The organism is Nocardia sp. Tas62D01 (assembly GCF_055232035.1).
In genome coordinates this window covers 4,676,391-4,689,782 of sequence record NZ_JBUYUZ010000001.1, presented here as the reverse complement: position 1 = coordinate 4,689,782, position 13,392 = coordinate 4,676,391, and the positions used below count along the sequence as shown (strand labels likewise).

Sequence of the window (13,392 nt, the reverse complement as noted above, 5' to 3'; positions counted from 1 at the left end):
GACGGCCGTCGGCCGCCGATGTGTGGAAGGCACGGCATGGTCAGGCGCTGTGCCGCCCACCACATCGATGCGGGTAGCCCGTACTGGCTCAGATCGACCGGCGGTGCCAGGTCTCGCTCAGTACCTTGCCGATCCGGGCGAGAGCGGGATCGGTCGTCAGCCGCCAATGGGATGCCTCGACGGGGTGATTGTGCACAGTGCCGACCACAGCGTCGGCCCAGGTCGCAACACCGGCACTGCCGGTCGGGTCATCGTGGGCCGCGGTGAAATACACGAGATCACCCACGAACGGGCGGGCACGGTATGCGCCGATCAACGCGGCCGAACGGATACCCGCGTCCAGCACCCGGGCGATCCGGTCGGCGCCGAACGAGGCGAACGGCTCCGGCAACCGGGCCAACCGCTCCGCGAGGCGCGCGACATCCACGTCGGCATCGAGGCCGAGTTCGCCGGCATGGCCGCCGAGCAGACCGCCGAGCAACTCGGCCAGCGGCAGGGTCTCTATCTCGCCGTCCATGGCAACCAGATGGCTGTCCATCATCGCGAGCAGCGCCACCTGCTCGCCCTCGTTCTGCAGTTGAACCGCCATCGCGTGGGCGATGACGCCACCGAGCGACCAGCCGAGCAGGTGATACGGCCCCTCCGGCTGTATCACGCGGATCTCCTTGACGTAGCGCCGCGCCCAGTCCTCGATCGACTCCGGCAGCGCCTCGTCCGACCCGAGCACCGGCGACTGCAGACCATAGATCGGACGGTCCTGGCCGAGGTGCGCGGCCAGACCCGCGAACGACCACGCGATGCCGCCGATCGGATGGACGCAGAACAACGGTTCGGCCGCACCGAACGGCCGCAGCGGCAACACCACATCGAATGCGGCGCCGGCGTCGAAGCGACCCGCCGCGCGCGCCTCCAACTCGGCGATCAGTTCGGCCGGAGTGGGCGCGGTGAACAACGACATCACCGGCACCTGCACCGCCAACGCGGCACTCAGCCGCGCCGCCAACTTGGTGGCGACCAAGGAGTTACCGCCATGCTCGAAGAAGTTGTCGTCCAAGCCGATTCGCTCGATCCCGAGCACGTCCGCGAACGCGGCGCAGATTTCGGTCTCCCACACTGTCTGCGGGCCGCGGTATTCACCGGCGGCGGATTCTGGCTCCGGCAAGGCTTTTCGGTCCAACTTGCCGTTCACGTTCAGCGGCAACGCGGCGAGCACTACGAACGCCTCGGGCACCATGTACGACGGCAAAGCAACGCTCAGCGCCGATTTCACGCGCGCCACATCCACACCAGCGGCGAGATCGGCGGGCACCAGGTAAGCGACCAGGCGATCACCGGTCCGCGAATCGGACTTCGCGAGCACCGCGGCCTGCCCGATCTCCGGCACTGCCGCCAACGCGGCCTCGATCTCACCGAGCTCGATCCGGAAGCCACGGATCTTCACCTGGAAGTCCGTGCGGCCCCGATATTCCAGCTCGCCACCGGCGTTCCAGGCCACCAGATCGCCGGTGCGATACATCCGGCCATCCGACTGGAAAGGATCGGCGACGAACCGATCCGCGGTCAGCTCGGCCCGACCGAAGTAGCCACGCGCCAACTGTGTTCCGGCCAAATACAACTCACCGGCGACGCCTACCGGGACCGGGCGCAGTCGCGCGTCGAGCACGTAGACGCGGCTGTTCCACTCGGGCGTACCGATGGATACCGCAACCTGGTCGTCCGCGGCGACCCGGTGGCTGGTGATCGACACCGCCGCCTCGGTCGGACCGTACAGATTGAATAGTTCCTTCTGCGGATAGGTGCGCCGGAAGCGCTGCGCGAGCACACCGGGCAGCGCCTCACCGATCGCAAGCACGCGCCGCAGCGTGAAGGGCAGCTGACCGACCAACAGTGCGTCGAGCATCGAGGGCACCACGTGCAACGTGGTCACCGACTCCCGCGCCATCAGATCATTCAGGTACGCGGGATCGCGGTGTCCATCCGGCGAGGCGATCACCAACCGACCACCGCACATCGCGGCCGACCAGAACTCCCACACCGAAAGGTCGAAGGTGGCGGCCGTCTTCAACAGCACCGCATCGCCTGGGCCGAGTCCGAATTCCGCTGTCTTCCAGAGCAATTGGTTCACAATCGCGCGGTGCGGTACGGCAACGCCCTTCGGGCGGCCGGTCGAACCCGAAGTGAAGATGACATACGCCGTGTGCTCAGGGCGCAGCGGGGCCATCCGCTCGTCGTCGGAGATCGGCGTCGCGTCTACACCGTCGGGCGCGAGTTCCTCCAGCCGAACCACCGGTGCGGCAGCGGAATCGAAGGCGGCGTCCGCGTTCGACAGCACGCACACCGGCCGCACGGTCTCCAGGATGTACCCGGACCGCTCGACGGCCTGATCGGGATCGATCGGGACATACGCGCCACCGGCTCGCGCCACCGCGTACATGGCGATCACCAGGTCGACGGAGCGACGCAGCGCGAGCGCGACCCGTGACTCCGGACCAACACCCAACGAGATCAGATGCCGGGCAAGCCGATTCACCCGCGCGTCCAGCTCGCCATAGCTCACCGGAACGCCATCCGCGCCGACGAGCGCGATCGCGCCGGGCGCCGCGGCGGTGGCCGCATCCAGCAACGACACCAGGGTGGCATCGGTGTCCACGGCATGCTCGGTCGCATTGCGCCCGGACACCAGTTCGGCCCGTTCGGCCGCCTCGAGCAGTTCGATGTCACCGACGGCGGTGCGCGGGTCGGCGACGATCGCGTCGAGCAGCCGGGTGAATCGGTCGACGAAGCCGCGCACCGTCGATTCGTCGAATAGATCGGTGGCGTAGGTGACGGCGCCGACGATCCCCGCGGGCGCGCCCGCCTCGTCATAGGTGTCGGCCACGATCCAATGCAGGTCGAACTGCGACAACCCGGCGTCGTAATCCACACCCGACACCGTCAGATCGGGCAATTCCAGCCTGGACTGCGCCAAGTTCTGGAATGACAAACCCACCTGGAACAACGGATGCCGCGCCGTCGAGCGCACCGGATTCAGCACCTCGACCAGCCGCTCGAACGGCACATCCGTGTGCGCGAACGCCTGGATGTCCGTTTCCTTCTGGCGCACAAGCAGATCCGCGAACGCCTCGCCCGCGTCGACCTCGGTTCGGAACACCACGGTGTTGACGAACATGCCGATCAGATCGTCCAGCACCGCCTCGCCGCGACCCGCAAGCGGCGTACCGATCGCAATGTCGTCGGTGCCCGACAGCCGCGCAAGCAATACCGCCAACGCCGCGTGCACGACCATGAACAGAGTGGCGCCCTCGCCGCGCGCCAGGTCCGCCAATGCCTGATGGGTCGCGGCGGCGATGCGCACCTCGACCTTGCCGCCCGCGAACGATTGCACCGCGGGACGCGGTCGATCCGAGGGCAGATCCAGCTGATCCGGCAAACCCGCGAGCGCCTGCTGCCAGTAGGCAACCTGCTTGGACGCCAGCGAATTCGGGTCGTCCTCGCTGCCGAGCAGGTCCCGCTGCCAGATGCTGTAGTCGGCGTACTGCACCTCGAGCGGCGCCCAACCGGGCGCTGACCCGGCCGCGTGAGCCGCGTAGGCCGTCATCAGATCCCTGGTCAACGGCCCCATCGACGAACCGTCACCGGCAATGTGGTGCACCACCAGCGCCAGCATGTACTCGGCGGTCGCACCGTCCGCACCCTCGATGGCGAACAGCGCGACCCGCACCGGCACCTCGACGGTGACGTCGAAGACCGTCGCCATGAACTGCAAGACAGCGGCTTCGAGCTGCGCGGGCGCGACAGTCTGGACCGCGCACTCGGGCACCGACTGCTCCGGCGTCAAGATCAGCTGGACCGGGCCATCCTCGGTCTGCGGGTAGACGGTCCGCAAAACCTCGTGCCGTGCAACCAGATCCGCGACCGCGGCCTGCAATGCGGCGACATCCAGCGCGCCGCTCAATCGCACCGCGATCGGAATATTGTACGCGGCCGACCCGGCGTCGAACCGGTTGAGGAACCACATCCGCTGCTGCGCGAGCGAGAGCGGAATCCGCTCCGGCCGCGGCCTGGCGACCAGCGCCGTGCGACCACCGCCACCGGCGTACTCTGCCAGCTTGACAGCCAGCCCGGCCACCGTCGACGACTCGAACAGCGACCGCACCGGCACCCGGGTGTCCAGCGCGGCACCGAGCCGCGCCATGAGTTGGGTGGCGATCAGCGAGTTGCCGCCGAGTTCGAAGAAATCGTCCTCCGCACCGACCGGCTCGGCAGTGCCGAGCAGTTCGGCGAAGTGTTCGGCGACCAGGGTCTCCATCGGCCCCGACGGCGCACGGAAAACCTTGGCGCGCAATTGCGGAGCGGGCAGCGCCCGCCGATCCAGCTTGCCCACCGGTGTCAGCGGGATCTCGTCGAGCACCATGATCGTGGTCGGCACCATGTGCGCGGGCAGGTGCTGGGTGGCCAGCGTCGTCAGCTCGTCGGTGTCCACCGACGCACCCGCCGCCGCATGCACGTAAGCGGCGAGAATCGTTGCGCCACTATCGAGTTCGTGACCGACAGTGACCGCGAAATCGACATCGTGGTGAGCGGCGAGCACCGCGTCGATCTCACCGAGCTCGATGCGAAAGCCACGAATCTTCACCTGGAAGTCGTTGCGGCCCAGGTACTCCAGTTCCTGGCCCACGGTCCAGCTCACCAAATCGCCGGTGCGATAGAGCCGGGAACCGGGCGGACCGAACGGATCGGCGACGAACCGGGCCGCGGTCAATCCCGGCCGCGCATGATAGCCGCGGGCCAGCTGCACCCCGGTGATGTACAGCTCGCCGACGGCGCGATTCGGTGTCGGTGTCAGCCGCTCGTCCAGCACGTATTCGGTCACCGCGCGAATCGGCCCGCCGATGGTCACCGGCTCGCCGACCACCATCGAATCGCTGATGTTGACCATGATCGTGGTCTCGGTGGGTCCGTACCCGTTGAAGAACTCCCGCTCCCCGACGGAGATCGGTAATGCCCAGCGCCGCACCAACTCCGGCGGACACGCCTCGCCACCGGCCACCACAACCCGCAGCTCGCCGAGACCCTCGGGATTGAGCGAGGCGAGCACGGCCGGGGTGATGAATGCGTGCGTCACCCGTTCCCGGTGCAACAGCGCGGCCAACTCGTCGCCGCCGTACACGGTCGGCGCCACCACCACCATCGTCGCGGCGGCACCGAGCGCGAGCAGCAACTCCAGCACCGACGCGTCGAAGGAGGGCGACGCGAAATGCAGTGTCCGGGCGGTTGGCGTCACCCGATAGCGCTCACGCTGTTCGTCGCAGAAGCTCGACAGCCCGGCCTGGGTGACGACAACGCCCTTCGGCAGGCCGGTCGATCCGGAGGTGTAGATGACGTAGGCGGGATGGTCGGCGCGCAATAATCGCACCCGGTCGGCGTTGGTGATCGGATCCGGCAGCTGCACCTGTAGCGCGGGCTCGAGGTCCGGTGCGTCGATCGCGAGCCATTCCACTCGATCCGGCAGCTCATCGCGCACCGACGAGACGGTCAGTCCGAGCACGGCGGCGGAATCGGAGACCATGTGCGCGACGCGATCGGCCGGGTAGTTCGGGTCGACCGGAACGAAGCCCGCCCCGGTCTTCGCCACGGCCCACGCCGCGAGCACCGACTCCACCGAGCGCGGGACGCCGAGGACCACCAGATCCTCCGGGCCGACACCGCGCTCGATCAGCAATCGGGCCAGGCGGGTCGAGCGCTCGTCGAGTTCGGCGTAACCGAGCTGGGCGATCGTCGTGGTGGCATCGGCGAAGACAATGGCGGTGCCGCTGGGATTGGCCTCGACGGCGGTGGCCATCAACTGCGGCAGGGTGGTGACCCTCGGCCGTCGGGTTCCGGTCGGGCGTACGCGAGCCGGGCGGGTCATGCGTTCGCCACCGCTCGGTCACCGCGCCGCTGCGCTGCCCGCTCGTTACCGAACACTCCGACCATTAAGAGAATCTCCCTAGCCACTGTCATCACATACGCACACACCGATCATCGGCGTGTGTTCGTTACCGGCGTCCGATCGTCAGCAACTCGTCGAGCAGGACCACCTCGGCCGATCCGGACACCGACACCGACCCGACCGACTGGCCGTCATCGAGCACCACTGCCTGTAGATCTTCCAGCAACGCGGTATCGATGGCATCCAGGGCCGCCCGATCGGCGAGCAAATGGGTGACCCACTCGTCGGCGAGCGAGGCCGCCAGGTCGGATTCGACGAGCTCCGGCACCACGATCAGGGAAGCTCCGGTCGCGCCCGCGGCAACCACCTCGAGCAGCGCGGCCGGTGAATCCGAGCGGCCGTGCTGATAGGTGCGGGAGTCGACGGTGAGGCCGGTGCGCGTGCGCAGCCGGTCGGTGGCCGCGGCGAGTTCGTCGTAGCTCATCGTCGCGCCGGTTGCGGCGATCACCAGCGCCGGATCGTCGCCACGCAGCACGCCGGTCCGATTCGCGTAGGTCACCGGACGGGCCGATTGCGCGGCGATCCGGGCGACGGTGGCCGGGTCGTCCAGCCGCAGCCACTCGACACCGCCGGTGTCGACCGGGCCATGGCCGACGGTCAGCCCGACCTTGACTACCAGCTCGGCAGGCGTCGGCATATCGGGTGAGGTAAGCAGCACAAGTGCGGCACCCGCCTTGAGCACGGCCCACACCGCGACCACTGAGTCGGTGCCGCGGTCGAGTCGGACCGCCACCCCGACACCGGGACCGCAGCCGTGTCCGATCAGCACCCTGGCCAGGCGCGAGGAGCGGGCGTCGAGATCCTGGTAGGAGATTTCCTCCTCGCCCCACACCAGCGCGGGTGCGTCAGGATCGTCCTCCACTGCGGCGGCCAACGCCTGGGTCAACCGGGTCCCGTTGGTGGCGTGGCCCGCGTTCGGCTCCGTGGGTGCTGCGGGCGCGGCGTGCACCCGGTCGCGCTCCTCGGCGTCGAGAATGTCGATATCGCCCACGAGCACCCCCGGATCGGCGACCACCGCGGTCAAGATACGAACCAGCCTGCGGCCGAATGCCTGCGCGGTGGTTTCCTCGAAAAGTTCTGCGGCATAGGTGAATACCGCGGCGATCTCGCCGGGCTGTCCGCCCCCCAGCTGGCGCGGTTCGACGACAAGCTGCAGATCGAACTTCGCCGGAAGTTCGCCGGAATCCATTGCCCCGACGGTCAATCCGGGCAGTTCCAGGGTGGGCTGCTCCAGATTCTGGAAGGCAAGCATCACCTGGAACAGCGGGTTCTGCGCTGCCGAGCGACCGGGCACGACGGCCTCGACGACCCGCTCGAACGGGATGTCCGCGTTGGCGAAGGCAGACAGATCTGTCTCGCGGGACAGCTCGACCAGTTGGTCGAAACTCGATGTCCGCTCGACCGGCGTGCGCAATGTCAGCGTGTTGACGAACATGCCGACCAGCTCGTCGAGCGCCTGCTCGCCGCGACCCGCGATCGGGGTGCCGATCGCGACATCCGAACTGCCCGAGAGCCGGGTCAGCAGCACGGCCAGCGCCGCGTGCACGACCATGAACAGCGAGGAACGGTGCTCGCGCGCGATGCGGATCAGACCCTCGTGCACGTCGGCCGGAATGGTGAAGCCCACCGAAGCGCCGCGGTTGGACGGCACCGGAGGTCGCGGACGATCCAGCGGCAGTTCCAGCGTGCCGGAGAATCCGGCCAGCTGTTCGCGCCAGTATGCCAATTGCCTTGCGGCGACGGAGTTCTCGTCGTCGTCGGTGCCGATGACCGCGTGCTGCCACAACGCGAAGTCGGCGTACTGCACCGCCAGCGGCGACCAGCCGGGCGCTTCGCCGCCGACCCGCGCGATGTACGCGCCCATCAGGTCGCGGGCCAGCGGCGCGAAAGAGGCGCCGTCGGCCGAAATATGGTGTGCGACAAGGACGAGGAGATGATCGTCCGCGGCGCCGTTGGCGAGCAGCGCGATCCGCACCGGAACCTGCGCGGTGACATCGAATCCGGCGGACATCAGCTCGGTGACGCGGGCGAGGACATCCGCGGGCGTCTCGACCTGGAGTCCATCCGGCAACCCCTCGGCGACGGACAGCACCTCCTGGCGCGCCTGCCCACCGACACCGGTCGTCGGGAAGCGGGTGCGCAGCGATTCGTGCCGCACCAGCACATCCTCGACGGCCAGCCGCAGCGCGGGTACGTCGAGCGTGCCGGTCAGCCGGATCGCGAAAGGCAGGTTGTAGGCCGGGGATTCCGGAGCGATCTGGTTGAGCACCCACATCCGCTGCTGTGCAAGCGACAGCGGCACCAACTCCGGCCGGGCGGCTCGCGTCAACGGCGGACGGGCCGCGGCATCGCGGCCGACGCCCGGCACGATCCTGGCCGCGAGCGCGGCGACCGTCGTCGCCTCGAACAGATCCCGCACCGCGACATTGGTTTCCAGTGCGTCGTTGATCCTGGCGACGGCACGGGTAGCCAGCAGCGAGTTACCGCCGAGGGCGAAGTAATCGTCATCGGCGCCGACCCGCTCGACACCGAGCACCTCGGCGAACACGGCGGCGACGAGCTCTTCCGACTGCGTGACCGGGGCACGGAACGTACGGGCGGTGAACGTCGGCGCGGGCAGCGCCTTGCGGTCCAGCTTGCCGCTGGTGTTCAGCGGGAAGGCCTCGAGCACCACGATCGCGGCCGGAACCATATAGGACGGCAGGACTTCCGAGATCGCGGCGAGCAACTGCTGCTGCTCGAGCTGCTGCCCCGGACGCGCCACCACATAGCCGACCAGCTGATCGCCGGTCGCCGACGCCACCACCAGCGCCGCCGCCTGGCTCACCGTCGACTGAGCAAGCAGCGCCGTCTCGATCTCGCCGAGCTCGATGCGCTGGCCGCGGAACTTCACCTGGAAGTCGGTGCGGCCCAGATATTCCAGCCTGCGCGGGTTTTCGCGCCACACCACGAGGTCACCGGTGCGATACATGCGGGCACCGGACTCGAACGGGTTGGCCACGAACCGATCCGCGGTCAGATCAGGACGGGCAACATAGCCGCGCGCCAGCTGATCGCCCGCCAGATACAGCTCGCCGACCACACCCGCCGCTGCGGGACGCAGCCGCGAGTCCAGCACGTACACCTGGGTATTCCACTGCGGCAGGCCGATCGGCACAGTGGCGAGCTCGCCGACGCGCGCCGGCCAGTAGGTCACCGACACCGCTGCCTCGGTCGGCCCATACAGGTTGTGCACGGTCGCGTCCGAGACCGCGGCGAGTGCGGTCACCGTCTCCGGCGGCAGCGCCTCGCCGATCGCGAATACATCACGCAGCGTCGGGCAGGCGCCCGGTACGGTGTGCGCGGCGAAAACGGTCAGCATCGATGGCACGAAGTCGGTGGCGGTAACACGTTGCGAGGCAATCGTTTCCGCGATGTAGGCCGGGTCGCGGTGGCCGTCGTGGGTAGCCACCACCAGCTTCGCCCCGGCACGCAGCGGCATGAAGTAGCCCCACAGCGACACGTCGAAGGTGGTGGCGGTCTTCTGCAGGTACACGTCGGCCGGCCCGAACGGATACTGCGCGAGCATCCATTCCATCTGGTTGTTGATCGCCGCATGCGAGATCGCCACGCCCTTCGGGCGACCGGTGGAACCGGAGGTGAAGATCACGTAAGCGGGATTGTCCCGCGATACCGGGCGCAGCAGCTCCGCCGCGTCGATCGGTGCGCCGGAGAAGCCGGCCAGATCCACGGTGTCCAGATGCAGCACCGTCGTATCGTCGGCAACCGCAATCGCATCCGCGGTCGTGGTCAGCACACACACCGGCGCGGCGGTGTCCAGGATGTGCGCGATCCGCTCGCTCGGGTGATCCGGGTCGAGCGGCACATACGCACCACCGGCGGCGACGATCGCGTACATGCCGACGACCAGGTCCAGCGAACGCCGAACCGCCAGGCCCACCAGCGATTCCGCGCCGACGCCCTGGCCGATCAGCAACCGGGCCAGCTTGTTGACCCGCTCGTCGAATTCGCGATAGGTCAGCTCGGCGCCCTCGTAGGCCACGGCCACCGCATCCGGCGCCGCCGCGGCCGCGCGCCGGTACCCGTCCAGCAGCAGCTCCTGCGCAACCGGCTGACGAGTGTCGTTCCAGTCCACCAGGATTCGCCGTAGCTCCGTGGGCTCCAGTAGCTCGACCGTGCCAACGGTCCGGCGCGGATCGTCGGCCATCGCGGCAAGCACCTTGATCAGGCGCTGCGCGAACCCTTCCACCGTCGCCGCGTCGAACAGGTCGACCGCGTACACGAAGGTCGCCGACATGCCGCCGGGCACACCGTCGTCCTCGCGCGGCACGACGGTCAGCTCAAGATCGAACTTCGCCATCGCGACACCGAGATCCACACCCGACACCGTGAGCCCGGGCAATTCCAGCTCGGTCTGCGCCATGTTCTGGAAGTACAGCATCACTTGGAACAGCGGATGCCGCGCCATCGAGCGCGCCGGGTCGAGCAGTTCCACCAGACGCTCGAACGGCACGTCCGCGTGTCCGAAAGCCGCGACGTCGACCTCGCGGAACTCGCGCAGCAGTTCGTCGAACGACAGGTCCGGGTTGATATCGCTGCGCAGCACAAGGGTATTGACGAACATGCCGATCAGGTCGTCCAGCGCGGCCTCGCCACGGCCGGCGACCGGGGTGCCGATCGCGATATCCCTGGTGCCGGATAGTCGCGCGAGCAGCACGGCGAGCGCGGCGTGCACCACCATGAACAGCGTCGAGTTGTGGCTCTGGGCAAGTCGATTCAGCGCCGCATGGGTGTCGGCGTCGATATCGAAGCCGAAGCCGGCGCCGCGGTTGGACATCACCGCGGGCCGCGGGCGATCGGCGGGCAGTTCCAATTGCTCGGGCAGCCCGGCCAATTCATTGCGCCAGAAGGCGATCTGCTTGGCCAGCAACGATTCCGGATCGTCCTCGGCGCCGAGCACCTCGCGCTGCCAGATCGCGAAGTCCGCGTACTGCACGTCCAGGGGCGCCGGCCGCGACCCTCCGCCGCGCGCCCGATCGGAATAGGCGGAAATCAGGTCGCGGGTGAGCGGGCCCATGGAGAAGCCGTCGGCGGCGATGTGGTGCACGATGCACACCAGCACATGCTCGGATTCGCTCAGCTGGAAGACACGCAACCGGATCGGCGGCGCTACCGGCACATCGAATCCCGCGACGGCAACGCCGATGACGAGTTCGGGCAGGTTTTCCGAGGTGGCGGGCACGACCTCGAGCTCCGGCACCGCACGGGGATCGTCGAGCGGCAGCACGAGCTGAGTGCCCTCGCCGTCGACCTCCGGGTACACCGTCCGCAACACCTCGTGGCGGGCGACCAGGTCCCGGCCAGCGGCACGCAGCGCGTCGATATCGAGCGCACCGGACAACCGCACCGCGAGCGGAATGTTGTTGACACCGCTGGCCGGATCGAACCGATTGAGGAACCACATCCGCCGCTGCGCGTACGACAGCGGAATTGGTTCAGGGCGCGCCTGCGCCCGCAGCGCGGGCACGGCCGACGCGCCGGTCTCTTCCTCGACCCGCGCGGCCAGTGCCTCGACCGTGGACGCCTCGAACATCAATCGCACCGGCACCCGCGCGTCCATGGCGCCACCGATGCGCGCCACGGCCTGGGTGGCCAACAGCGAGTTGCCGCCGAGCTCGAAGAAATCGTCGTCGGCGCCGACCCGGGCCTCCGGGTCGTCGGGAGACAGCAGCGCCGCGAACACGTCGGCGACGATCTGCTCGACCCGCGTCGAGGGCGCACGGAATTCGCGCGCCGCGAAAACCGGTTCCGGCAGCGCCGAGCGCTCGAGCTTGCCCACCGGGTTCAGTGGAATCGAGTCCAGCACCATGATGGCCTGGGGAATCATGTAGGCGGGCAACATTTCCCCGACATGTGCGGCGAGCGCGGCGGTGTCCACCGCGACCCGGTTCCCGCTGTCGTCCATGCGCGGCAGCACATACGACACCAGCGCGGTCACCCCCGAGGGCAGGTCCCGCCCAAGGGTCGCCGCGAAGTCGATATCCGGGTGATCGCTGAGCGCGTTGTCGATCTCACCGAGCTCGATGCGCAGACCACGAATCTTCACCTGGAAATCGGAGCGGCCCAAATGCTCGATATCCCCGGATTCGGTGCGCCGCACCAGATCACCGGTGCGATACAGCCGTGCCCCCGCAGTGCCTGCCTCTTCGCCGAACGGGCTGGCCACGAACCGCTCCGCGGTCAGCCCGGGCCGGCCGAGATAACCCTGCGTGACACCCGGTCCGGCCACATACAGTTCGCCGACCACGCCGACCGGAACCGGGCGCAATCGCGAATCCAGAACGAACGCACCGATACTGGCGGCGAGGGCCTTGCCGATCGTGATCGGATCGCCGACGCTCAGCGGGTCGGAGGCGGTCATGACGACGGTGCCCTCGGTCGGGCCGTAGAAGTTGTACACCTTGCGGCCGTCGCGAACCCAACGCCCGATCAACTCGGGCAGCAACCGCTCGCCGCCGATCACCAGCGAACGCAGCTCGACCAACCCGGCCGGATCGACCGAATCCAGCGCCCCCGGCGTGATCATCACGTGGGTGACCCGCTCCCGGCGCAGCAGGTCGGCGAGTTCGGCGCCACCGAACACTCCGGGCGGCGCGACCACCAGCGTCGCTCCGCTGGTGAAGGTCATGAAGAACTCCATGATGGAGAAGTCGAAGCTCGGCGAGCTCACGTGCAGCACCCGTGCGTCGCCGGTGACCTCGAGCTTCTCCCGAACGCCCGCCACCGTGGACAGGCCGGAGTGAGCGACCGCGACACCCTTCGGCCGTCCGGTGGATCCGGAGGTATAGATGATGTAGGCGAGGTGCTGTTCGGTGAGCGTGCCGAGGCGGTCGGCGTAAGAGATGGGGTGCGCGGGTCGGGTCGCGATGCGTGCGGCGTGCACGGCGTCGTCGAGTTCGATCCAGTCGATGGACGTCCCGAGCACGGCGCGGTGCGCCGCGGTGGTCAGGCCGAGGGTCGCCCCGGAGTCCGACAGGATGTATTCGATGCGATCCGCCGGATAGGACGGATCGACCGGCACGAAGGCCGCACCCGTCTTAGCGATCGCCCACATCGACACGATCGACTCGACCGAACGGGTGATGCCCACCGCGACGAAGCCGCCGGGGCCTACGCCGCGGTCGATCAGTTCACGCGCGAGCCGGGATGAGGCCTCGTCCAATTCGCGGTAGGTGAGCTCGCGCTGGTCGGCCGGATTGCCGGTCGGGTTGAACCGAATCGCCACCGAATCGGCCGCCGACTCCACCGACGCGGTCAGCAGTTGCCCGAATAGTGGGGTGCCCGACCGACGACGGCGGCTTCCGCGGACAGATCGACGAGCACCATCCATTCGAGTACTT

The 13,392-nt window shown here is 68.3% G+C and carries 1 protein-coding gene and 1 pseudogene; both read right to left on the bottom strand.

The genetic code is table 11. The features are described 5' to 3' along the window. Positions 1-88: 88 nt before the first annotated feature. A pseudogene (locus ACV7NQ_RS22215) lies at positions 89-5,878 on the bottom strand (amino acid adenylation domain-containing protein); the annotation flags it as partial. Positions 5,879-6,038: 160 nt separating this feature from the next. Further along, positions 6,039-13,382, bottom strand: coding sequence for an amino acid adenylation domain-containing protein (locus ACV7NQ_RS22210; RefSeq protein ID WP_463361415.1), 7,344 nt, complete (start codon positions 13,380-13,382; stop codon positions 6,039-6,041). Positions 13,383-13,392 lie beyond the last annotated feature (10 nt).

What these genes read in the sequence shown, in the direction of transcription:
- ACV7NQ_RS22210 (WP_463361415.1), bottom strand. Translation starts at nt 13,382, where the DNA reads ATGGATGGTGCTCGTCGATCTGTCCGCGGAAGCCGCCGTCGTCGGTCG.